Source organism: Canibacter zhuwentaonis (genome assembly GCF_018531145.1).
Lineage (GTDB): Bacteria > Actinomycetota > Actinomycetes > Actinomycetales > Microbacteriaceae > Canibacter > Canibacter zhuwentaonis.
In genome coordinates this window covers 117,197-140,315 of record NZ_JAHDSZ010000001.1, presented here as the reverse complement: position 1 = coordinate 140,315, position 23,119 = coordinate 117,197, and the positions used below count along the sequence as shown (strand labels likewise).

Annotated in this window: 19 protein-coding genes and 3 tRNA genes; 9 read left to right on the top strand and 13 right to left on the bottom strand. The window is 53.1% G+C overall.

Going from position 1 to position 23,119, the window contains the following annotated elements; translation table 11 throughout:
• Positions 1-142 precede the first annotated feature (142 nt).
• Positions 143-757: a vitamin K epoxide reductase family protein gene (locus KJY78_RS00650; protein WP_214336480.1), complete on the top strand. Its 615-nt coding sequence runs from the start codon at positions 143-145 to the stop codon at positions 755-757.
• Between the two features lie 172 nt (positions 758-929).
• On the opposite strand, the gene coaE is transcribed toward KJY78_RS00650, so the two are convergent.
• The 3 genes from coaE to KJY78_RS00635 form a co-directional block, all read right to left on the bottom strand.
• Complete coding sequence (gene coaE, locus KJY78_RS00645; protein ID WP_214336477.1) at positions 930-1,553, bottom strand: dephospho-CoA kinase; 624 nt, start codon at positions 1,551-1,553, stop codon at positions 930-932.
• A 229-nt stretch (positions 1,554-1,782) separates the two neighbouring features.
• Complete coding sequence (rpsA, locus tag KJY78_RS00640; RefSeq protein WP_214336474.1) at positions 1,783-3,222, bottom strand: 30S ribosomal protein S1; 1,440 nt, start codon at positions 3,220-3,222, stop codon at positions 1,783-1,785.
• Between the two features lie 168 nt (positions 3,223-3,390).
• On the bottom strand, positions 3,391-6,597 hold the full coding sequence (locus KJY78_RS00635) for a choice-of-anchor M domain-containing protein (RefSeq protein ID WP_214336472.1): 3,207 nt from the start codon (positions 6,595-6,597) through the stop codon (positions 3,391-3,393).
• A 100-nt stretch (positions 6,598-6,697) separates the two neighbouring features.
• Between KJY78_RS00635 and KJY78_RS00630 the strand changes: the two genes are divergently transcribed.
• Entirely contained in the window at positions 6,698-7,639 is a 942-nt protein-coding gene (locus tag KJY78_RS00630) for a cutinase family protein (RefSeq protein WP_214336470.1), read from the top strand.
• A gap of 2 nt (positions 7,640-7,641) precedes the next feature.
• Here KJY78_RS00630 and polA read toward each other — a convergent pair whose 3' ends face one another.
• The gene (gene polA, locus KJY78_RS00625; RefSeq protein WP_431732312.1) at positions 7,642-10,311 is read right to left on the bottom strand and encodes a DNA polymerase I; all 2,670 of its coding nucleotides are present in this window, start codon (positions 10,309-10,311) and stop codon (positions 7,642-7,644) included.
• Positions 10,312-10,374: 63 nt separating this feature from the next.
• Here polA and KJY78_RS00620 point away from each other — a divergent pair, with 63 nt between their 5' ends.
• Entirely contained in the window at positions 10,375-10,791 is a 417-nt protein-coding gene (locus KJY78_RS00620) for a PaaI family thioesterase (RefSeq protein WP_214336467.1), read from the top strand.
• A 71-nt stretch (positions 10,792-10,862) separates the two neighbouring features.
• On the opposite strand, the gene KJY78_RS00615 is transcribed toward KJY78_RS00620, so the two are convergent.
• From KJY78_RS00615 to KJY78_RS00580, 8 genes are all read right to left on the bottom strand, one after another.
• Positions 10,863-11,471 (bottom strand): ANTAR domain-containing response regulator, encoded by a 609-nt coding sequence (locus KJY78_RS00615; RefSeq protein WP_369804396.1) that lies wholly within the window; start codon positions 11,469-11,471, stop codon positions 10,863-10,865.
• An 89-nt stretch (positions 11,472-11,560) separates the two neighbouring features.
• A tRNA-Leu gene (locus KJY78_RS00610) sits at positions 11,561-11,642 on the bottom strand.
• A 91-nt stretch (positions 11,643-11,733) separates the two neighbouring features.
• On the bottom strand, positions 11,734-13,161 hold the full coding sequence (gene pyk, locus KJY78_RS00605) for a pyruvate kinase (protein WP_214336465.1): 1,428 nt from the start codon (positions 13,159-13,161) through the stop codon (positions 11,734-11,736).
• Positions 13,162-13,184: 23 nt separating this feature from the next.
• Positions 13,185-14,144 (bottom strand): prolipoprotein diacylglyceryl transferase, encoded by a 960-nt coding sequence (gene lgt, locus KJY78_RS00600; protein ID WP_214336463.1) that lies wholly within the window; start codon positions 14,142-14,144, stop codon positions 13,185-13,187.
• A gap of 25 nt (positions 14,145-14,169) precedes the next feature.
• Complete coding sequence (gene trpA, locus KJY78_RS00595) at positions 14,170-14,973, bottom strand: tryptophan synthase subunit alpha (RefSeq protein WP_431732315.1); 804 nt, start codon at positions 14,971-14,973, stop codon at positions 14,170-14,172.
• Positions 14,967-16,178 (bottom strand): tryptophan synthase subunit beta, encoded by a 1,212-nt coding sequence (gene trpB, locus KJY78_RS00590; RefSeq protein WP_214336457.1) that lies wholly within the window; start codon positions 16,176-16,178, stop codon positions 14,967-14,969. Before trpB ends, trpA begins: the two co-directional genes overlap by 7 nt.
• Positions 16,179-16,211: 33 nt before the next feature.
• Positions 16,212-16,988: an indole-3-glycerol phosphate synthase TrpC gene (gene trpC, locus KJY78_RS00585; protein ID WP_214336454.1), complete on the bottom strand. Its 777-nt coding sequence runs from the start codon at positions 16,986-16,988 to the stop codon at positions 16,212-16,214.
• A gap of 3 nt (positions 16,989-16,991) precedes the next feature.
• Positions 16,992-17,225: a DUF6704 family protein gene (locus tag KJY78_RS00580; protein ID WP_214336451.1), complete on the bottom strand. Its 234-nt coding sequence runs from the start codon at positions 17,223-17,225 to the stop codon at positions 16,992-16,994.
• Positions 17,226-17,377: 152 nt separating this feature from the next.
• On the opposite strand from KJY78_RS00580, the gene KJY78_RS00575 reads away from it, so the two are divergent.
• Positions 17,378-17,450 (top strand) — tRNA-Arg (locus KJY78_RS00575).
• Positions 17,451-17,584: 134 nt separating this feature from the next.
• Positions 17,585-18,874, top strand: coding sequence for an MFS transporter (locus KJY78_RS00570; protein ID WP_214336449.1), 1,290 nt, complete (start codon positions 17,585-17,587; stop codon positions 18,872-18,874).
• 145 nt (positions 18,875-19,019) lie between these two features.
• Here the strand turns inward: KJY78_RS00570 and def are convergent, their stop codons facing one another.
• Positions 19,020-19,586 carry a peptide deformylase gene (gene def, locus KJY78_RS00565; protein ID WP_214336446.1) on the bottom strand — a complete coding sequence of 189 codons (567 nt, stop codon included), beginning with the start codon at positions 19,584-19,586 and terminating at the stop codon, positions 19,020-19,022.
• Between the two features lie 49 nt (positions 19,587-19,635).
• On the opposite strand from def, the gene orn reads away from it, so the two are divergent.
• The 4 genes from orn (at position 19,636) to KJY78_RS00545 (ending at position 23,117) form a co-directional block, all read left to right on the top strand.
• Positions 19,636-20,190, top strand: coding sequence for an oligoribonuclease (gene orn / locus KJY78_RS00560; protein WP_214336443.1), 555 nt, complete (start codon positions 19,636-19,638; stop codon positions 20,188-20,190).
• A 78-nt stretch (positions 20,191-20,268) separates the two neighbouring features.
• A tRNA-His gene (locus KJY78_RS00555) sits at positions 20,269-20,341 on the top strand.
• Between the two features lie 215 nt (positions 20,342-20,556).
• Positions 20,557-22,284: a glycerol-3-phosphate dehydrogenase/oxidase gene (locus KJY78_RS00550; protein WP_214336440.1), complete on the top strand. Its 1,728-nt coding sequence runs from the start codon at positions 20,557-20,559 to the stop codon at positions 22,282-22,284.
• Positions 22,285-22,361: 77 nt separating this feature from the next.
• The gene (locus KJY78_RS00545; RefSeq protein ID WP_214336437.1) at positions 22,362-23,117 is read left to right on the top strand and encodes an MIP/aquaporin family protein; all 756 of its coding nucleotides are present in this window, start codon (positions 22,362-22,364) and stop codon (positions 23,115-23,117) included.
• Positions 23,118-23,119: the final 2 nt, after the last annotated feature.

The following is a 23,119-nucleotide window of genomic DNA, read 5'->3' as shown; positions in this document are numbered from 1 at the left end:
CATATAGTGGCAAAAATCTTACACCTGCATGAAATCATGCATTAAATCTTGCGGTTTAATGAAAATAGTACAATAAACCTGTAAACAATTATTGCACTATTTATCAAGCCAAAACTGAGTAAACGCTAGTAAAATTAGTTTTATGAAAAATAACCGAGACAAAACCTTAAAATTAGCACTGGTCTCAATTTTATTTGGGGCAATTGGGTGGTTTGCGTCCATGGAGCTGGCCGTGGAATACCTTAAAAAGCTGAAAAACCCTGACTATGTCACAAACTGCGAGTTCAGCATTCTGGTCACCTGCGGGCCAAACATGGACTCTTGGCAAGGGTCGCTGTTCGGGTTTTCCAACACATTCATCGGCATTGCCGCTTTTGTTGCGCCGGTGCTAGTGGGGGTGGCGCTGCTCGCGGGGGCACGTTTTAGTAGCTGGTTCTGGCACATCTACAACTGCGCCCTGCTTACCGCAGTGGTGTTCGTTTTCTGGCTCAGCTGGCAGAGCGTTTTTGCAATTGGCACGCTGTGCCCATGGTGCATGGTGATATGGCTCGTAACAATTCCACTGTTCTGGCTAACTGTGCCCGCGACGGTCGCGGAGAATCACGCACGGGTAAGCGCCGGACTGCGCCGCATCTGCCAGTTTTTGCACGAGTGGCGCTGGGTGCTGGTAATTTTATCCTACGCGGCAATCGCTTTCTACGCACAACTGGGGCTCGACTGGATAACTCACGTGCGTCTCGCTTTTAGTGGCGGGTAATCACACTTATTTTGGCAGCGGATCGGCGCTGCGCGCTGTGGTTGGAGTGACAGCTGGAATTCGCTTTTAGCGGCGAATCCCCTCCCAGCACGAGATAGCTCAGAATCAGTCCGCCCAAAAACTGGCTTGTTATGCGCTAATCCGTCTTAAGAAGGTGCTCGGTCTCACGGTGCTAATTCACTCCACGCGCGCTCATATACGGAGCAGCGGTAATTTGCTGCCAAATCTGCTGTACCTGCTGCCGTGTTTGCGCAATATTCACATCAGTGGGCACAACCCAGTTGGCGATTGCGATCCGCGCTTCGTCTGAAACCTGTGCAGCAAGGCGCTGTGCAGCCATTTCAGCCGACAGCCCACGCTCTATTGTTAGTCGCCGCAGTCTGGTCTCTTTGTCTGCCACAACCACGACCACACCGTCAAAGTTGTGCTGTTGTCCGCTCTCCACCAGGAGCGGGATTTCGTACACGCAAACCGGAACTTCGCGCTGCTTTAGTTCGGTTGCGTGCAGCGCGAACAGGCGTTTCACCTCGGGGTGCACAATTGCTTCGAGCGCGCGTCGCTTAGCCGCTGAGGCAAAAACCACAGTGCCCAGTTTGCGCCGGTCGAGCTCACCGTCTGTGCCAATAATATCAGCGCCAAACTCTGCGAGCACAGCGGCGTGTCCGGGAGTGCCTTCGGCAACGGCTGCGCGCGCTAAAACATCGGCGTCAATCAGGGCAGCGCCGCACTCGCGGAACAGTTTTGCAACGGTTGTTTTACCGGCCGCAATGCCTCCGGTAAGTGCAATAATTTTCATACTACTTACTCTACTAAAAGATGGGTTGTAAGCGCTGCAGGAGCTTCGCGCCCGCAGCGGAAACCAGCTTGTAAGCGCTGCATGAGCTTCGCATCTGCCATAGAATACCGGGCAGCAAACGCTGGAGTGACCCCGTAACCACCTCAGAAAACCGGGTCATAAACACTAAAAGAGGCTCGCACTTTCCGCAGAAAACACGAGCCCCTGTTACCGCTTGTGAGCGGTAAAATTATTTAGCTTCGAGCTGTTCTTTAAGAGCTGCCAACGCTTCATCATCCACCAGAGCGACCGGTGCAACACCCTCTGCCTCAGCAGAAGCTGCGACCTGCTCAGACACAAGAGCCGGAGCTTTTACAGCATCAGCAACCTGAGCCTTGTGAGCCTCCCAGCGTGTCTGCGCAGCTGCGTACTCTTGCTCCCATACCTCACGCTCAGACTCGAATCCTGCTTTCCATTCTTGGGTTTCCGGGTCGAATCCTTCAGGATATTTGTACTCGCCGTTCTCATCATACTCGGTTGTCATGCCGTAAAGAGCGGGATCAAACTCAGTGCCCTCAGGATCAACGCCCTCATTAGCCTGCTTCAGGCTGAGTGAGATGCGACGACGCTCAAGGTCAATGTCGATGATCTTTACGAATGCTTCGTCACCAACTGAAACAACCTGCTCAGCAAGTTCAACATGGCTTGCAGAAAGCTCTGAAATGTGAACAAGACCCTCGATGCCATCAGCAACGCGCACAAATGCGCCGAACGGAACAAGCTTTGTGACTTTACCAGGGGTAATCTGCCCGATAGCGTGACTACGAGCGAATACCTGCCAAGGATCTTCCTGGGTTGCCTTCAGAGAGAGTGAAACGCGCTCGCGGTCAATTTCAACAGAGAGCACCTCAACGGTAACCTCTTGGCCAACCTCAACAACCTCTGCTGCGTGGTCGATATGCTTCCAGCTGAGCTCAGAAACGTGCACAAGACCGTCAACTCCGCCAAGATCAACGAACGCACCGAAGTTAACAATCGATGAGATAACGCCGCGGCGCACCTGACCTGGCTTCAGATCGTTCAGGAATGAAGAGCGTGTAGCCGACTGGGTTTCTTCAAGCATTGCGCGACGTGACAACACAACGTTGTTGCGGTTTTTATCAAGCTCAAGGATTTTAGCTTCAATCTCTTGCCCAAGGTAAGGGGTAAGATCACGCACACGACGCAGCTCAATAAGCGATGCTGGCAAGAAGCCGCGCAACCCGATATCTACGATCAAGCCACCCTTAACAACCTCAATTACAGTGCCTGTAACAATAGAATCGTTTTCTTTGATGTTTTCGACATCGCCCCAAGCGCGCTCGTACTGTGCACGCTTCTTAGAGAGGATCAAACGACCTTCTTTGTCTTCTTTCTGCAACACAAGAGCTTCAACGGTGTCACCGACTTCGACAACTTCACCGGGAGCAACATCGTGTTTAATTGAGAGCTCGCGAGAAGGAATTACACCCTCAGTTTTATAGCCGACGTCTAGCAACACCTCATCGCGGTCAATTTTAACAACGGTGCCCTCAATCATGTCACCATCGTTAAAAAACTTAAGAGTCTTTTCGACCGCGGCAAGAAAATCTTCTGCTGAGCCGATATCGTTTACGGCTACCTGGGTTGCCTTGGTCGTTTTGCTTGTCATAAAATGTACTCCAAATAAGGAAGAATCGGGCGCTAACAGATTTTGCTAGCGCGAATCGAACATCGTAAATCGCAACAATAGCGATCGCTCCATAATATAATATTTGGCTGGGTAAAAGCAAAGTGTGGCTGTGAATTTTAAATTCACAGCCACACTTTGCTTACCAGCCTAAGAAACGGCGCAGCTAGCTAGCTCAAAGACGCCATCACCAACGCGCATATTACCGCCGAGGATAATCCGCTTCGCACTAGGCGCATATTTTGCAATCGCATCCGCTGTTTGTTTGCTTAAGCAGGAGCCCGCAGTTAGCAACAGCGGCGCCCCATCCAGAGCCGCTTTCGCGCCTCCTGTAAGCGCATCCGCGTAGGTCTCACCGCTCGCGAAATAAACCTTTTGTGGTTTATTCCACAGCAGCTCCTGGTTTACCAGGAACGCTGTCTCGTAACGATCCTCTCCCGCTTTGCGCACCACCTGCGCGCCCAAGCGCCGCAAGTCAGATTCAATGCCTCCAGATACTGCGGCCGTGCCACCCAAGATCACAGCGTATTTGGTTTTAGCAGCGCCCAGCAGCTCTTTAGTTGCCGAGCTTAGCCCCGCCTGCTTACCATCAACGAGCAGCACAGGGGCTTTTTTAGCGCCCGCCAGGCTGGTCGCCGCAAGCGCGTCGGGGAAATCGCGGCCTGTTGCAATAACCGCGCTCGCAAACTTGCCGTTAAAGACCTTCAACGCGAGTAAGCGATTTGTTTCGTAGCGATCGTCACCGGCGATGCGCTCCAGGCTGAAGCCCTTTTCGCGCGCAAGCTCGCGCAGTGCGTTCTCGCTCGCGCGAGTTACGGCGTGTTCGCCTCCCACGATGTAGACAGTTTGCGGATTCAAACGCCTAATCTCAGCGAGGGTTGCGCTGTTAATGCCCTCGGTTTTAGAGCTGAGCAGCACCGGCGACTCGAGGTGTGCCGCCGCTGCTCCGGCACCCAGCGCGTCCGCGTAGCCACCACCGTCAGTGATAAACAAGGCTTTTACTCCCGCGCTGTACTGCTTTGAGATCTGCACTGCGGTTGCAAAACGATCCTCACCAGACAAGCGCTGCGGGGTTTTATCAATACTGTCAGCAGGAGCATTGTCCGCTATGGCTTTATCGCCCACCAGGAAAAACAGTTTCTCTGCCGGTGTTGCAAAACGCTCGCCCGACTTGTGCTCTCCCGTGTAACGCAGCTCAACAGAGTAAACACCCGGCTTTGTAAACACCCATCCGGTGTGCAAGTGATCGCCCGGATACACATCAAAACTACGCGGCTTACCCTCACCACTGCCAAGCAGCACCTCCGGTATTCCAGCAACCCTGCGCACGCTGTAAAGATTCAGCTCGCCCGGGCCGCTAAAATCGGTCATCTCAAGTTTCATAGTGCCGTTAATATCGGCTTCACTAACCGTTTCAGAGCTGTAACCTGGCCACGGCAAATCAAGTTTCTGTGCTTCTGGCAGAACCCAGTTGATGCCCTCGTAGTCGAACACCCGCTGCCACTCTTCCTTGTTTTTCTTAGGCAGGCGGCGCTGGATCGCGGTATCTGCAACGGCTATCGCAATATCGCGCACGCTGCGATTCACCTCCTGCTTTGAGTGCTCGCGACTACTGTCTTTAAGCACCATGCTGGCTTTACCGTGATGCAGGTAGACTGCAATGTCAAGGTGTCCCTTCCTGATCAGCAGGCGCTTCTCAAGCGGAGTATCACCGCCGTGCTGCACATCACTTCCCGGTTCTGCCGGAGCAGGAACTGACGGCGTTACCGTTGGCGGCGTGGGCTGCGCGCTGTTTTCACGCTTGATTTCTCCTGTGGCACTGTACTTGGTGTTTGGCTGGTACTCTTCAGCAACCTTTAGCACGCTAGATTTTAGGTTTGTTACAGCCGGGTGTGGCAAGAAAATAGCCTCAAAGCTGCCGTCCAGCCCATCATTATCTTCCGTGTAGAAGCTAACACTGCGGCTGCCCTGCCCCGATGAGAACATATATTCGCTCTGTACCTGCCCGTCAGAGGTTCTCCTGACAATCCAGAACAGCCCATAAACTCCGTCGCGATCAACCGCCACAGTAACCCTGCGAGTGTTGGTGTAGTTAACAGGCTCTGATGCAACCGTGTACTTAATGTCAGAGTCGTAGGAAATATTTTCCGGCAGGAACTGCGGCGCAGCAGCCGGCGCAGCAGCAATTATTTCCCCTGTTTCTGCTGTGTTAACAGTTTTGCCCGGCTCTGTTTCAGGACCGTAATTAAGGACTGCAGATGTGTAAACAACCTCGCCCTGCTGGTTTTTCACAGCAACCTGGTATTTACCGGCGCTCGCGCCGATCATCTCGGTGTAACCGGCTTGCCCGTCGTGCAGTTCAACCTCGGCGAGCTTAAATCCGTCGATATAGAACTGGGCTGTTCCTGCGAGTGTTTTATCGGTGACAACTCTAAGATCACGCGCGCTCGCTATAACATCTTCTGGTGTTTTAGCGTTTGCGGGGGCAATACTAAACCCGAGCTGCGCATTTTCCTCTTTGGGAAGACTGAAAATGGACTGTGCGTTTTTTTTGCCCTCGGGTTGCTCGGTCTCGTCTTTATGCACCGGTTCTGGCTTGATCTGCTGCCCCGGTTCGTTACCGCCAACCTGCCACTCCAGGGTTTTTATTTCGCTGCTGATAAACTCGCCTGCGGTTGTGCGCGCGGTTGCGCGGTATATCAGCTCGTAGCGACCTGGTTTTTCAAACAGGTTGTAGTTGTGAGTGTGAGTTCCAGCGGATAGTTTCGCGCTCCGGTAGTTTGCGTCCGAGCTGCTCAAAAGTCGTTTAACAAAACCTGCGCCGCCCTCATCTTCAGCCTCGTACCAACCCAGCAGCTCTACCCTGCCGGGGCCTTTAACGTCTATCAGATCGAGCGTGAAGCTCTTGTCTCTAAAGTTTTCGATTGGCACACCCGCATCAGCGGCGTATCCCGACCAGATGACCGGATGCCTAAGCCCTGAAATATCAGGACCCATATACCAGCTGGTGCCAGCTTTGCCCAGAAAATCAAGCTCCGGGGCGTGCTCTGGCACCCTAAAAATAAACCTCTGTTTTCCGTAATTGTAGCCGGGCCCGAGATAGTTAATTGTTTTTTCAAGCGGCAGTCGATTGTGGGAAAACTCAGACTTCAGCACCAGTCTGCCGTCTTCATAAAACACCTTCGGGCTGTCTACGTGAGCCCGGGTTGCAACAATTTTCTGCTCTTCTGCAGGCGGATTATCAACCGCGTTCGCGCCACCAATAAAGGCGCATGAAAGCAGTATCGTGGCAGCAATAAACGAACCACCAAGCTGGCGGAGCGCTCTCAACTTTGATTTTTGGGTTATGTTTTGCATATTTATATGATAATGAATATCATTAACATTATCAAGTTAGCGGTCAAAAATTACCTACACACCAAAAGCACGACCCTAAAACTAGAGTAAAATTACTGCTGTGAATTTCGCTGCTCCAGCTCAAAAACTAACCAAACTAGCACTCGTGGCGGCGCTGCTAACCGCGCTTGCAATCATTTTTGCAGGGTGCTCTGCCAGCACACCCAATGCCGCCGCGCAAATCTTAGCTATCAACGCAATTGCCGACCGCGAAGAGGTTAATAACGGCAGTAAAAAGTGGGATCTTAACGCACACCCCGCATCCACCGCAGCCAAGCTGAGCGGCTGCTCGGCGGTGCTGCTAATCACAGCTCGCGGCACAGATGAGCCGCTCTCCAGGGGAAATCTGCTGTCCGTAGTTGCAAATAAACTCACCGAGGTTCTTAGCAAAGCGCAAATGGAGTATAAAAGCAACCCAGCAGCAAACACCAACCAGAGATCCGCCGCAGTAGTTGCCAGCAAAACGGCGGTCCCGATATTTCAGCACTACGATCTTGAGTATCCCGCAACCGCGGAATTTGGCGAGAGCGCACCCGAAGGAATGCGCAAACTCACAGACACCCTAGAAAATCAAGCGCGCCTGTGCCCGGAGCAGAAAATCCTGCTAGCAGGGTACTCGCAGGGGGCATTTACAATCGCAGAGTCTCTTACCGCCCCCAGTAAGCGCTTTCTCGGCACCAACACCGGGTTGCCGAGCGATAAGGCAACAGCCAATATTGCGGGCATTATTCTCTACGGGGATCCGCGCTTTGTGGCGTCTGAGCCGTACGCATACGGCAGCTTCAAACCGGGGCGAGACGGCATAATCCCAAGACTCCCCGGCACGCTTGACCGGTATGCGGATATTATCCGCAACTACTGCGTAGCGCACGATATTGTGTGCCAAGCTATGCAGCAAAACCGCGAAGACGGGCACGTTGCGTATTTCCACAACGGGATGCAGGATGAGGGCGCCAAATTTTTGCTTGAAAAACTTGCTGCCAGCTACGAGCAGGAGCAGTAACCCTAGTGCGCCGCCAGCTGCCAGTTAGCGCCAACCCCCAGCGAAACCTCCAGCGGAACTAGCAGCTGCGCGGCTGCGGACATCTCCTCGCGCACAATCTGTTGCAGTGTTTCAAGCTCACTCATGGCGGCCTCAAACATAAGTTCGTCATGGATCTGCAGCACCATTCGGCTGCGCAGCTTACTCTCGGCTAGGCGCTTTTCTATTGCCAGCATGGCAATTTTAATAATGTCTGAGGCGCTTCCCTGAATCGGTGCGTTAAGCGCCGCACGCTCAGCGTTTTGCCTTACAACCCGGTTTGATGATTTCAGCTCCGGAAAAAGCCTGCGCCGCCCAAAAATGGTTTCTGTGTAGCCTTTTGTGCGCGCCTGCTCAACAACGCTGCGCAGATAGTCGCGCACTCCGCCAAACCTGTTAAAGTAGTCAGACATAAGCTGTTTTGCCTCCGCCTGCGAAATATTAAGCTGGCTGGCAAGTCCAAACACGCCCAGCCCGTAGGTCAGCCCATAAGACATCGCTTTCACTTTTGCGCGCATACTTGCGTTAACATCCGCCGGAGCAACCCCGAAAACCCGCGCGCCAACAGAGCGGTGCAGATCTTCGCCTTCTTTGAACGCCGCAATCAGCCCCTCGTCATTAGACAGGTGCGCCATGATCCGCATTTCAATCTGCGAATAATCAGCGGTCAGCAGGCAGTCGTAAGCGTCATCATAGGTGAAAGCGCCACGAATCCGCTCCCCCTCAAAGCTCCTGGTGGGAATATTCTGCAGGTTCGGAGCGGTTGAGGCAAGCCGCCCGGTAACAGCACCTATTTGCAGCAGGGTTGTGTGGATCTTGTTATCCGCCGGTGAAATCGAGTCAATTAGCGTTTGCACCATCTGCGCCAGCTTGTTTTTTTCACGGTGCTCGATAAGCGCCTCCAAAAACGGGTGCGGATGCGCCAGCTGCAGCTCTTTAATGCTTTTCGCGTCAGTTGAATAGCCGCTCTTAATTTTACGCGACGGCGGCAGAGCCAGGTCTTCAAACAGCACTTTTTGTAGCTGCTTCGGCGACGCAAGGTTGATTTGCTGGTTAATTGCGGCGTAGGCTTTGCGCTCAAGCTCTGCAACCTGCTCTTTCAGCTCCAGCCGATGCCCCTCTAAAACGGGCAGGTCAATCGCGATTCCACGCTCTTCTAGGCTTGCAAGCACCGCCGTTAACGGCAGCTCAATTTCCCTATAGAGACGCTCGCTGCGCGTATCAAGGTTGCTCAGCGCATAAGAATTAAGGCGCAGCACTAGCCAGGCGCACTTTGCAGCCCCGATTTCGCCCGCGACAATCTGCTCTTCTGTAACCTCTTCGCCCAGAAACTTACCGCACGATTTAGCAAAGTTTTTCTCGTTAATATCAGGGCGCAAAACGTTCAGCGCAAGCTGCGCGTCCGCTGTAACACCGTTCAGCTGCACGCCCAAGCTGGCCAGTTCGTGGCTCAGCTTTTTTGCGTCCCAAACCTGTTTGGCAGACTCGCTTGCAAGCCACTTTGCAAAACCCTGATAATCTGACCCGCCAGGCAGCCAGCTAAACTCAACGCTGGCTGTGACCGTTGCAAGCCCGACCGTGTACTTACCCGAGGCACGCTCACGGTCGGGCGCAATAAATACGCTCTTAGCTTCGTCCCTGTGCAGCCAGGCTTCAAGCTCCTCATCCAGGAGCAGCTGCGGATCAGGAAACTCCGCTTGCAAACTGACAGCAGCGGTATTTGCCGCACCTGCTAACTCGGGATCTGACAGATCCGCCACTGTTACCTCCCCCGCAAACTTAGCGACCCGCCGCAGCACACTTCTAAACTCTAGTTTCCGTAAAACCGGGGTCACCCGCGCCATGTCTATTTGCCCGCGTGCAAGATCGCTAATTTCAAACGGGAGTTCAACATCGCGTAAAAGCCGGTTTAGACGGCGGTTGCGCTCGGCAAGATGCGCGTTTTCGCGTAGATTCTCACCAACTTTGCCCTTTATGCTGTCTTTGTTTGCGAGAATTTCGGCCAGTGAGCCGTACTCGTTAATCCACTTTGCGGCGGTTTTTTCACCAACCTTTGGGATGCCCGGCAGGTTATCGCTTGTTTCACCAACCAGAGCCGCCATATCGGGATACTGCTCGGGTTTAATCCCGTATTTTTCAACCACCGCAGCTGGCGTGTACTCTTTGAGCAGTTTCACGCCCAGTGCGCCCGGGTACAGCAGAGTGACATTCTCGTTAACAAGCTGAATAGTGTCTCTGTCACCGCTCACAACATAAACCGCATAGCCCTGATTGTCTGCGGCGGTTGCCAGAGTAGCGAGAATATCATCCGCCTCATAACCCTGTTTTTCTACTGTGACAATACCCATCGCTTCAAGCACCTCTTTGAGCAGCGGCACCTGCCCCTTGAACTCCTCGGGCGTTGCACGCCGGGCGCCCTTATACTCGGGGTATTCTTCGGTGCGGAAAGAGTGGCGCGAAATATCAAAGGCAATCGCCAGCGAATCGGGATTGTATTTTTCCAACAGCACCAAAAGCATAGAGATAAAAGCGTGAACCGCGTTTGTGTGCTGCCCAGAAGTGGTTACAAACGCGTCAACGGGCGCGCCGTAAAAAGCTCGAAACGCAAGCGAGTGACCGTCAACTATCATCAGGGTTGGCTTAGACTTATTCACATATAAAGCGTAGCGCTGCCCTCTGTGTATCATTTATGAAAGGCATTAAAGACAAGGAGCAAAATGAGCAAAACAAACAGCGGCATGGAGTTTATAGCTGCTCGCGGGCTGGGGAAACTCGCCGCAAAAATGGAAATCGAAATACTCGAATTCACCCCCGATCGCGCAGTTGCAAGAATGCCCGTTGCCGGCAACACGCAGCCAATCGGGCTGGTGCACGGGGGCGCTTATGCTGTGCTCGGCGAAACTCTCGGCTCGATGCACGCCAACTTCTTAGCACCCACAGATAAGGTCGCAGTGGGAGTGGATATTAACGCAACCCACACTTCCAGCGCGACAGAAGGGTATGTGATCGGGGTATGCACACCCATTCGCACGGGCAAATCTTTAACGGTGCACGAAATAGTAATCACACGAGACAGCGATGGCGCACGCTGTTCAACCGTACGGATCACAAACTTTTACAAGCCCCAACGATAATCATTAAACTGAGGGTGCACAGCGCAAAACACTGTGCCCCCTCAGCTACCAGTTATCATTAAAGGAGCTGATTATGCTGGATTGTTTTTCTTTGGACCTAGCTGGTCGATAACTGTTTTAGCAACATCGGCCATCGTCAAACGGCGATCCATAGAAGCTTTTTGAATCCACCTAAACGCCTCGGGCTCGCTCAAACCCATTTTGTCGTTTAGAATTCCCTTCGCCCGATCTACAAGCTTACGGGTTTCAAAACGCTCTGCCAAATCAGCCACGTCGTTTTCAAGCGTCATAATCTGGTCAAAACGTGAAACCGCAATCTCAATCGCGGGCAACAGGTCGTTAGGTGTAAATGGTTTTACAACGTAAGCAAGAGCTCCTGCCTCTGCTGCGCGCTGCACCAATTCTTTCTGACTAAACGCGGTGAGGAGCACAACCGGAGCGATTCCCTCCTTGTTGATTTGCTCTGCCGCTGAGATACCGTCTAGCTTAGGCATCTTTACGTCCATAATAACCACGTCCGGCTTCAGCTCGGTAACAAGCCGCAAAGCCTCTTCACCGTCGCCGGCTTCGCCGACAACTTCGTAGTCATTGTCTTTAAGCGTTTCGACTATATCTAGCCGAATCAAGGACTCATCCTCGGCAACAACAACTCGTCTCTTGGTAATGTTTTCTTCGTTCACGATTATAGACTATCCCTTATCTCTAAAAAACTGCTGAATAAAAAAAACTATAAACCGGGCAAATTAGAGCTTCTTAATAAAGCTAACTGTGCCGGATGAGAGACTCGAACTCTCACACCTTGCGGCAACGCATTTTGAGTGCGTCGTGTCTACCAATTCCACCAATCCGGCATATGCTACAGAGTGCCTTAACAAGCGTATCGTAATTTGACGCGAAGATAAAATCGGGGCGCGACAGAAAACCCCTGCCGCGCCCCGAGACTTAGACGATCCGCCCGGTAGCCTCGCCAATTTTGTGAATCCGCATTGTGTTGGTTGTGCCAATAACACCCGCGGGGGTGCCACAGATCACAATCACAATGTCACCCACCCGGGCTTTGCCCGAGTCTATCAGCACGTTATCAACCTGCTCGAACATTTTGTCGGTGTTTTTAACGTGCGGCACGTTGTAACTACGCGCACCCCAGGTTAGCTCCATTCTGCGACGCACCTCTTCAGAGGTTGTGAAGCCGAGAATCGGAATCAAACTGCGCAGGCGTGAAACCCGACGCACAGTGTCGCCCGACTCTGTGAACACCGCAATAAACTTCGCATTAACAAAGTTGGCAATCTCGTTAGCAGCGAGCGTGAGCGCGCCACCCTGCGTATGCGGATCCTTCCCCAGCGGCGCAATTCGTGACAGCGCATGGGTTTCGGTCGCCTCAATGATCCGCGCCATAGTGCTCACCGCGACGGCTGGGTACGCACCTACGCTGGTTTCACCCGAGAGCATAACCGCATCCGCGCCATCAATAATCGCATTCGCGCAGTCTGACGCCTCCGCCCTGGTTGGGCGCGGATTCTCAATCATCGACTCCAAAACCTGCGTCGCAACAATAACCGGCTTCGCCTCCTGCCGCGCCAGCATAATCGCCTGCGTCTGCACAATCGGCACCTGCTCGAGCGGCATCTCCACGCCCAGATCACCACGGGCAACCATAATCCCATCAAAGGCATCCACAATCTCAGCTAGGTTATCAACAGCCTGCGGCTTCTCAATTTTTGCGATAACGGGCAGGCGCTTGCCCTTTTCGTCCATGATTTCATGCACCCGGGCAATATCTTTCGCACTGCGCACAAAAGAAAGCGCAATATAGTCAACACCCAAATCGAGCGCAAACCTAAGATCGTCTTCATCTTTCTCAGAGAGCGCAGGCACATTAACGGCAACGCCCGGCAGGTTAATTCCCTTGTTGTTAGAAACAACTCCCGGCACTTCAACAACTGTGTGCACCGTGTCAAAGGTTACTTTAACAGCTCGCAAAGCAACTTTTCCGTCATCAATTAGCAGCGGATCACCAACTGCAACATCCTGCGGCAACCCCTTGTAGGTAGTGCCGCAAATTTCTTTTGTGCCCTCAATATCCCTGACAGTGATTGCAAATTCGTCACCCAGCTGCAGTTCGTACGGCCCGTTGGCAAACTTGGTGAGCCGAATTTTAGGACCCTGCAGATCCGCCAGAATCGCAACGGGACGCCCCACCTCGATTTCGGCGCGGCGAATATTGCGGTAGATCCCGTCGTGCACATTGTGCGTGCCGTGAGACATATTCATGCGCGCAACGTTCACACCGGCCTTCAACATCTCGAGTGTCATCTCGTATCTGGCAACAGCCGGCCCCCATGTTGCAACAATTTTCGCGTGACGCATAGCCACCCTTTCTCTAATCTACTCTAGCTTTCAGTATCTTTTGCAGTCGGTTTAGTTACGCTCGCAACAACTCCTGTGTGCGCCAAAATCATGTGATATTTTGACGGATCAGAGGTTATCGGCAACACCGACTTTCCGGGGCGATATTTACCCGGCAGATACACGTTATTTTCAATTCCGGTGTGGCGCGTTTTTTGATAGCAGTAGAGCGCAATACCCAGCACAATTGCGAGCAACGCAGCAAGTTGGTTTGTACGCAACCCGAAAACAACTATAAAGCTGGGATCCAGTCGCATTCCTTCAATTACGAACCTACCAAAACCGTACCACACGAGGTACATCGCAAAAAAAGTACCCCACCGCGGGCGTAGTTTGCGCTCAATTAGCAGCAACACAACAACACCCGCAAAGTTCCAAATCATCTCGTACAGGAATGTTGGATGAAACAACACTCCCGATGGCAACCCCAGCGGATACGCGGGATTGCTCAATGATATTTCCAGACCCCACGGCAGAGTTGTGGGCGCACCAAACAACTCGTGGTTGAAATAGTTACCCAGCCTTCCAAAAGCCTGCGCCAGCAAAAGCCCGGGCACAAGCGCATCCGCAAAAGACAGAAACCTAATTCCGGTCATGCGCGAAGCTATTAGAACACCGCCTGCGCCACCGATTAGCGCGCCGAAAATAGCTATTCCGCCGCGCCAAATCTGGAACACTTCAAGCGGATCACGCCCCGCACCAAAAAAATCATCCCAGTGCGTTAGCACGTGAAAAACTCGCGCGCCGATTACGCCCGCAATAACAGACCACACGGTTAAATCGATCGCCGCACTGCGCTCCCCACCGCGCTTAGCAAGCCTCTTGCCGGTCACAATAGCGGCAACTATCACGCCAAAAATTATGCACAGCGCGTAGATGTGGACGCGGAACGGGCCCACCTCAAAATACTGTAGCTCAGGGCTTGGAATACTCGTTAGTAACATCTGTTATTTTCGCTTTCAACCGTCTTTAAGAGTTAGTAATTCTTGTAGCCGCCGTAGCGCTAGCAAACTCTGCCGCCTTATCACCGAGCGATTTTACACCGGCATCAGCCAATTCTCGCACCAGAGCCGTGCCAACAACCGCGCCGTCAGCGTACTGGGCAATTGCGCTCACGTGCGCGGGCACGCTCACGCCTATTCCTACGCAAACGTATTTTGCACCCGCGTTTTTAAGCCGCGCAACAAGCTGTTTCGCAGCGCTATCAAGTTCGTCCCGCGCGCCTGTTATGCCCATTGTTGAAACGGCGTAAACAAAGCCGCGGCTGCTGCTCGCGATCATTTGCAGCCGCTCAGCAGAGGAGCTGGGCGCGGCCAGAAATATTTTATCTAAGCCTTCAGAATCGGCGGCGGCGATCCACTCATCCGCGCACTCCGGCGTAATATCCGGGGTGATAAGCCCCGCGCCACCGGCTCTGTTAAGATCTGCGGCAAATTTTTTAACGCCGTACTGCAAAATTAGATTCCAGTAGCTCATAATCAAAACCGGCGTTTTAACCGTGCTTGTTATCTCTTGCACTATCTGAAACAGCTGCTCAAACTTAAAGCCGTTAGCGAGCGCCGTATTGGTTGCGCGCTGAATAACTTCACCGTCCATAACCGGATCAGAATAGGGCGGGCTCAGCTCGATAATATCCACTCCCGAATTGGCAAGCTCTATTGCAGCTGCCACAGTTGTTGCGGCATCGGGAAATCCGAGCGGCAAATACCCGACAAAAGCGGTTCTGCCAGCCTTGTGCGCGGCAGCTATTGCCCGTTCTGTTTTACTCACGATATTTCCCCGTCGTTAATAAGCCCGAAATAGTTAGCCGCGGTGTGCATATCTTTGTCGCCGCGCCCTGACAGATTCACCAGAATTGTGTCGCTACTCGTGAGGGTTTTTGCAACCTCAAACACACCCGCAAGCGCGTGCGCCGACTCTATCGCTGGAATAATACCCTCGGTGCGGCTGAGCAGTTTAAATGCCTCCATCGCCTGCGCATCGCTTGCGCCAATGTATTTAACGCGCCCAATATCATGAAGCCAGGCATGGTGCGGACCAACACCCGGGTAGTCAAGCCCGGCAGAAATCGAGTGCGAGTCGAGCGTCTGCCCGTCACCATCCTGCAGGGCGTAAGTCATCGCACCGTGCAGAACTCCCGGGCGACCGCGCTGAATTGAAGCAGCGGTGCGCCCAGAATCAAGCCCTTCACCAGCCGCCTCAACGCCATAAATACCCACATCGCTATCGTCTAAAAACGCGCTAAACAGCCCAATCGCATTCGATCCGCCGCCAATGCAGGCAATAATCGCGGTTGGCAGCGAGCCGGTACGCTCGAGCATCTGCTCTCTGGCCTCTTCTCCGATTATTTTTTGAAAGTCACAAACAATAGTGGGAAACGGATGCGGCCCTGCCGCGGTTCCAAAAATGTAGTTGGTGTTGTCAACCGTTGCAACCCAGTCGCGGAAGGCCTCGTTAATAGCGTCTTTCAGCGTGCGAGATCCCGTGTTCACGGGGATCACTTCCGCCCCCAAAAGACGCATTCTCGCAACGTTTAGAGCCTGCCGTGCAGTGTCTAACCCGCCCATGTATATTGTGCACTCAAGCCCGAGCAAAGCCGCTGCGGTTGCGGTGGCAACTCCGTGCTGCCCAGCACCGGTTTCTGCGATTACTCTCGTTTTGCCGAGCCGTTTTGTGAGCAGAGCCTGCCCCAGCACATTGTTTATTTTGTGCGAGCCGGTGTGGTTAAGATCCTCCCGCTTCAGAAAAATTCTGGCTTTGCTGCCAATCTGCGCCGCAAAGTTTTGCACCTCCGTAAGCTCTGAGGGTCTGCCCACATAGTGCTTAAGATACTCCCGCAGCTCGCGGTTGAACTCCGGATCAGCCAGCGCAGCATCGTGCGCCTCCGTCAGCTCGGCAATCGCCATAATCAGCGACTCTGGCATATACCGCCCGCCGTATTCGCCGAACTTCGGGCCGCGTGCACCGCTTAAAGCCATAATCCCTCCAAAATAAGCAAAGCGCCCAGTTTACTAGGCAACACTGGCAAACTCGGCAACCGTCTCGGTCGGGTCGCCGTTCACAACTAGCGCCTCGCCAACAAGCACCGCATCAGCTCCGGCGGATCGATAATGCGCCACATCAGCAACGCTCATAACAGCAGATTCTGCAACCCTAATAACGCCGCTCGGGATCTGATCGGCAACCTGCGCAAAAAGATCACGATCGAGCGTAAAATCGTTCAGATTACGAGCGTTCACACCGATCAGCTCAGCCCCCAGATCAACCGCGCGGGAAACCTCCTCTGAGGTGTGCGTCTCGACCAGAACGGTCATTTCCAGCTGCAGAGTTAGCTCGTACAGGCGCTTCAGCAAAGGCTGTTCCAACCCCGCCACTATCAACAGCACCATATCGGCACCCGCCGCACGAGCCTCCAGCAGCTGATACTCACTGGCAATAAAGTCTTTGCGCAAAACAGGCACGCTAACGGCTTTACGCACGCTCTCAAGATCCGCCAGGGATCCTTTAAAGCGCCGCTGTTCTGTGAGCACACTCACTGCCGCAGCGCCCCCCGCTTCATACTGCTTAGCAAGCCGTTGCGGATCTACAATCTCGGCCAGTTCACCCCGGGACGGGCTAGCCCGCTTAACCTCCGCGATAATCTTTATCACCTCATCGGGCGCAAGGGCTGCAAGCACGTTAAGCGCGGGAGGTTTTAGAGCGATAGCAGCTTCCAGCTCCGCTATAGAAACTCGTTCTTGGCGTGCCCTAGCATCTTCCAGCGAACCTGAATATAAGTCGCTCAGCACAGTTTAGTGATGCTCCTTTGGCACGAACCTAGGCCCTTTAATGCCGTACCCTACCTTTGCCATGATGAACCCGATAACGGGACCGAGCAGAAAAACAGCAAGGCTCGCCCACACGTAAACGGGCTTATCCAGCACAAAAAACACAGCACCAACTGCAAAAGCAAGAATCATAATGATAACTCCCGTCCAGGCGGCAGGGGAATCTCCGTGTCCGGGATCGTTGTGTGCGGTACTCAAAACGCCTCCATATTAAAGTGAAATAAATTTATTCTTGCTCAAGTCTATACTTTTATAAGCCCTCGCCGCTACTTGACAAACAAAATAACCCTCGTCTGACAGCGCTCACACACAAACCCATCTTTTTACGGTAAAATACTCAGTGCTGATATGCCCTAATAGCTCAAAGGATAGAGCAACGGCCTTCTAATCCGTAGGTTGCAGGTTCGAGTCCTGCTTAGGGCGCAGTGCAACAGTCAGCGGTTTCCTCACTTTGGGCTGCTGGTTGCATCATGGTAAGAGCACCACCGTAGTAATCGGCGGTGCTCTACTTAAGTAGTTGTAATTTTAGTAGCAGTCATTTTGAGGGGGTTGTACGGGTGTCACATCACAAGCTTCCCCACGAGCTCTGGGCACTAATTGCCGCATCTTTCTGCGTTTCGCTCGGTTACGGTGTTGTCGCACCGGTGATTCCGCAAATAGCAAAATCTTTTGGCGTTTCAGTGACCCTCGCCAGCGCCCTGATTAGCGCCTTCGCGCTAATGCGCATTGTTGGCGCGCCGCTCGCGAGCCTGTTCACAAGCAAGTTCACAGAGCGCGCCGCATATATGCTCGGTCTTACAATAGTCGCCGTTTCAACGGGACTTTGTGCGTTCGTTACAAACTATCAGAGCATGATTGTGATGCGCGCCCTCGGCGGCATCGGCTCGGTTATGTTCAGCGTTGCGGCAACGTCTCTGCTCATTAAGTTTGCCCCCGTTGATATGCGCGGCAGGGTTGTTAGCTACAACGGCGCCGCTTTTTTGCTCGGCAACCTGTGCGGGCCGGTTTTAGGAGCTGCGGTAACACACTTCGGAATCCGTACCCCCTTCGTTTTCTATGCAGCTACGCTGATAATATCCGTTATTGTAATCGGCTTCACAATCAAAGCCCAGCCAGCGGCAGACGCAAGCGGCGCAAACACTGCGGCGGATGAGCACGTCACAATCGCACAGGCATTCAAAAACCCATCGTTTAAGGCCGCTATGTCGTCGCTGTTTGCAACGGGATGGGCAATCTGGGGCGCGCGTATCTCGGTGGTGCCACTGTTCGTGATCACGGTGGTAGACAAAAGCCCCGCCGCTGCGGGATGGGCGCTGGCAGCGTTTGCAGCGGGCAACGCGCTGCTTATAATCCCTTCGGGGCGCTGTAATGACAGGTACGGGCGCAAACCGATGGTGCTAATAGGGCTGGCGATTATCGCCGGCACGTATTTCACATTGCCGTTTATTGCCAATATTCAGGTGTTGTGCGCCCTGATGGCTGCCTGTGGTATGGGCGCATCACTCGCCAACCCCGCACAGCAGGCTATTATTGCCGATGTTGCCAAAGGATCGCGCAGCACCGGCGTGGTCTCAGCAAGTCAAATGGCGGTAGATGTCGGCAGCATGATAGCACCCATTGCGGTCGGATTATTAGCTGACCACTACGGCTACCGACCCGCTTTCACGGTGACGGGCGTAATTCTGTGCGTTGCGCTAGTATGGTGGCTTTTCGCGCCAGAAACCCTGCCTAAAAACAAGCGAAATGCGGGCGATGATCTAAACACCAGCGAGCTTATCGAGCCAAACCACGTAACCGGAGCCATTCCTGTTGTACGAGAGTACTACATAAGAAAACCGCGTCACTAGTTGGCGAGTCACTAGAAAGCCTGCGCGCCAGCTGACGCGCTGTCAGAAAGCTGCGTCGCTAGATGGCTGCGCGACCAGTTGGTGATCCCCTGGCTGGTACGCCGCCAGAAAATCGTACTACTAACCGGTGCGCTAGCGCAATCCGCTACCCCTCGAGGCTGTCAATTCCGGGAGTCCAGCTTAGCCCCGGCTTACCCCAGTTGCGTTTTCGTTTAATGCGCATTGCTTCGTTGTGAGCATAGCCGGTTAGCCTGTCCACGTAGATGTAACCGTTTAGATGGTCGTATTCGTGCTGCATAATGCGAGCAAACCATCCCGTTGCAGAGATCTCAAACCATTTTCCGTCGGCATCCTGCGCACGGAGTTTAGCCGCGGCTGATCTACGCAGCTCAAACCGCTCACCCGGAAAAGAAAGGCAGCCTTCAGCCTCGTGCTCCGGATCCGCCTGCCCCGGTTCTGGCGGGATTATCCACAGCTCAGGATTGATCGCAACACCGATCGCGGGAGCCTCGTCCTGATCTGCGTAGTTCCACACAAAGATCCGCTTTCCAATACCAATCTGCGGCGCAGCAAGCCCCACACCGGGAGCTGCAACCGTAGTTTCGTGCATATCCGCTATCAAACGGTGTAACTCTTTATCAAACTCGGTGACAACCTCTGCTAAAGTGTGCAAAACCGGCTGTCCGTAGATGCATATTGGTAAAATTGCCATAATTAGATTTTAGCGATAAATATCAGCGGCACTGGCTAAACTGGTGCGCATGGGGAAACAAAGCGCGAATCATATTGTGTGGATAGACTGTGAAATGACGGGGCTTGATCTGGAGCGAGACCGGCTGGTGGAAATAGCGGTAGTCGTCACCGACTTTGAGCTGCGCCCGCTCGCACCGGGGCTGCAGCTAGTTATTAACCCGGGTTCTGACGCGCTTGCAAACATGAACGATTTTGTGCGCAAAATGCACACAAAGAGCGGATTACTGCCCGAAATTAGCGCGGGCCTTTCACCCGCAACAGCTCAAGAAAAGGCGATTTCCTACCTTGCGCAGTGGCAACAGGATAACGCGCGGCCGCTTGTTGCGGGCAACACTATCGGCACGGATCGGGCTTTTTTGAGCCGCTATATGCCACAGTTGCACGAGCTGTTGCACTACCGCAGCATTGATGTTTCCACAATTAAAGAGCTTGGTAAGCGCTGGCATCCTGAGGTATGCAAAAAAGCTCCCGTAAAAACCGGTAATCACCGTGCGCTGGATGACATTCTGGAGTCTATCGCCGAGCTTGCCTACTATCGCGAAAATATTTTTGTTAGCGACTAAAACGCGCCTTAACGGCTTTGCGCAATCGCTTTTTGTCCTATATAGTTTATTGAGTTAAGTGCAATCGCACTTAATATGGTGGCTATAGCTCAGTCGGTAGAGCATCGGCTTGTGGTGTCGAGGGTCGCGGGTTCAAGTCCCGTTAGCCACCCTATCCCCCCCCCCTTAATCCCAGTGCAAAAACACGTGTGCTGGAATCTTTTTTGCTTTGTTTCAAATCTGTTTCAAAGCGCATTTGATAGCTGGTTGTCACAGCTTTTTGCGGTAATATACTTCAGAACCGTGTGGTTGTTCTTATAATGCCCTCACTTTGTAACAGTCAAAGCGTTAATTAACGCCCTAACCAGCAATAGAAAGAGACATCAGGTGACAAATCTAGTTCCCCGCAGCGCAGTTAAAACACTCCGCGACCGAGCTGAGGCAGATGTTTTAATCATAGGCGGCGGCATCAATGGCATCGCTACTTTTAGAGATCTTGCGCTACAGGGCATAGATGTTGCGCTTGTTGAGCAGGCTGACTTTGTTTCCGGAGCCTCATCCGCATCCAGCCACATGGTACACGGAGGTATCCGCTATCTCGAAAATGGCGAGTTTCGCCTCGTGCAGGAGGCGGTTGTAGAGCGCAATCGGCTGCTTAAAAATGCCCCGCACTTTGTGAAGCCGCTGCGCACCACAATGCCAATTTTTTCCACTTTCTCCGGCATAGTTTCAGCCCCCTGGCGAATGCTTGTAACCCACGGCAAAGGGAAACCGGCGGAACGCGGCGCAGCTCTTATTAAAATTGGGATGACAATCTACGACATCTTCTCTCGCGACGGTGGCGCAGTGCCTAGACATCGCTTTGTTGGGCGCAAAAAGAGCCTTGAGTCATTCCCCGAGATGCGTTCTGACGTCAAATACACCGCAACTTATTACGACGCTTCGATGCATGATCCTGAGCGGATCGCACTTGATGTGCTACGCGACGGCAAAATTCACGGCGGCGATCTGGCGCGTGCAGCAAACTATGTTGCGGCCGTCGGCTTTGAAAACGGCGCGGTGCAGCTTAAAGATAAAACAACCGGTGAGGTTTTTGCGTTTAAGGCAAAGGTTGTTTTAAACGCTTCCGGAGCGGAAACAGACATCACCAACGCAACCTTTGGCAACGCAACAAATTTTATGGGCGGCACTAAAGGATCACACATTGTGCTTGACAACCCTGAGCTTTACAAAGCAACGGGAGGCAACGAGATTTTCTTTGAGCACAAAGACGGTCGTATCGTACTGATCTACCCGTTCAAAAACCGCGTGCTTGTGGGCACAACAGATGTGGATGCCGATCCGTCTCAAAAAGTTGTTTGCACTGACAGCGAGATTGACTACTTCTTCGACCTCGTACATCACGTGTTCCCGGGCATAATCCTTGATCGCAATCAGATTGTTTACACCTTCAGCGGTATTCGCCCGCTGCCAAGTCACGACGACACCGCCCCCGGCTTCGTGTCACGTGACTACCGCATTGAGCGCACACAGCTCAGCGGAGTTCCTTTCCTTAGCCTGATTGGCGGCAAATGGACCACGTTCCGCGCGCTTGCCGAGCACTTTGCGAACGACGCAATGAAAGAGCTTGAAATAACTCGCAAGGCGAGCACGCTGGAGCTGCCGATCGGTGGCGGTAAGAACTTCCCAGCCAATGCTAAGCAGATCAACAAGTGGCTTGCCGCTAACCGCGGTTCAGTTGCGGTGGATCGCGCAACCGAGCTGCTACACAGGTACGGCACTCACGCAACCGAGATATTCGCACAGATTCAAAACGGCGAAAAAATGCTCGAGCACGCGCACGGATACTCGCAGGAAGAGCTCGCCTACCTTGCAACAACCGAGCAGGTTGTGCACCTTGACGATCTGCTCAAGCGCCGCACCCACCTGGCATTCCTCGGTTACCTAACCGAGCAGACCCTGCAGGAGGTCGCAGCAACTATTGCAAAACCGCTCGGCTGGGATGCTGCTAAGCAAAAAGCAGAGATCGCCCGCACAGCAGCAATATTGCGCGCAAACCATCGAGTGCTGCTGTCGCAAACCGGCGTTGCTGATATCGGAACTCCGGTACAATAAACACATATTTATCCTCACTAATAACAATGCGTCAGAGCCAAATACTCTGACCCTAAACTAGAAAGGTCAATGTCAAAATGGAAGACATTAATCTAGGCTTGTACTTCCTATCTGAAACGGTAGGCACAGCGATGCTGCTTTTGCTCGGCGCTGGCGTTGTCGCTAACGTCGCTCTTAAGGGTACAAAAGGCAACGGTGGCGGCTTCCTCATGGTTACGTGGGGCTGGGGTCTTGCTGTTTTCTCGGGCGTGCTGGTTTCAGCGTACTCGGGTGCACAGCTAAACCCTGCGGTTTCAATCGCGCTGCTAATTAAGGGCGCTATCACCGCAGAACAGTTTATGGTTGCTGTTGGCGCGCAGCTGGTTGGCGCTATGCTGGGCGCGTTCATTGCGTGGCTCGCATACAAAGAGCACTTTGATCTAGAGCCAGAGGCTGCAACCAAACTCGGCGTATTCGCAACCGGCCCGGCAAACCGCTCATACGCTTGGAATCTCATAACCGAGGTTATCGGCACTTTTGTGCTCGTCTTCGTGATCTTCGGTTTCGCCGATTACGGCGTTGCAGAGGTTGGCGTTCCTGCTGGTCTCGGTGGTGTTTCAGCTCTGCCGGTTGCGCTGCTCGTTGTTGGTATCGGTGTCTCGCTTGGCGGACCTACCGGATACGCTATCAATCCTGCTCGTGACCTAGGTCCACGTATCGTGCATGCGCTACTGCCTATTAAAGGCAAAGGATCAAGCGATTGGTGCTACTCATGGGTGCCGGTTGTTGGTCCGCTAATCGGCGGCAGCCTGGCTGCTCTTGCCGCTCCCGTACTACTCGGACTGGTCGCATAAGC

Bases quoted from the DNA above. Each gene is read 5' to 3' on its own strand.
- KJY78_RS00650 (WP_214336480.1), top strand. From the start codon at position 143: ATGAAAAATAACCGAGACAAAACCTTAAAATTAGCACTGGTCTCAATT.
- coaE (WP_214336477.1), bottom strand. From the start codon at position 1,553: ATGAAAATTATTGCACTTACCGGAGGCATTGCGGCCGGTAAAACAACC.
- rpsA (WP_214336474.1), bottom strand. From the start codon at position 3,222: ATGACAAGCAAAACGACCAAGGCAACCCAGGTAGCCGTAAACGATATC.
- KJY78_RS00635 (WP_214336472.1), bottom strand. From the start codon at position 6,597: ATGCAAAACATAACCCAAAAATCAAAGTTGAGAGCGCTCCGCCAGCTT.
- KJY78_RS00620 (WP_214336467.1), top strand. From the start codon at position 10,375: ATGAGCAAAACAAACAGCGGCATGGAGTTTATAGCTGCTCGCGGGCTG.
- pyk (WP_214336465.1), bottom strand. From the start codon at position 13,161: ATGCGTCACGCGAAAATTGTTGCAACATGGGGGCCGGCTGTTGCCAGA.
- lgt (WP_214336463.1), bottom strand. From the start codon at position 14,144: ATGTTACTAACGAGTATTCCAAGCCCTGAGCTACAGTATTTTGAGGTG.
- trpB (WP_214336457.1), bottom strand. From the start codon at position 16,178: ATGGCTTTAAGCGGTGCACGCGGCCCGAAGTTCGGCGAATACGGCGGG.
- def (WP_214336446.1), bottom strand. From the start codon at position 19,586: ATGGCAATTTTACCAATATGCATCTACGGACAGCCGGTTTTGCACACT.
- orn (WP_214336443.1), top strand. From the start codon at position 19,636: ATGGGGAAACAAAGCGCGAATCATATTGTGTGGATAGACTGTGAAATG.
- KJY78_RS00545 (WP_214336437.1), top strand. From the start codon at position 22,362: ATGGAAGACATTAATCTAGGCTTGTACTTCCTATCTGAAACGGTAGGC.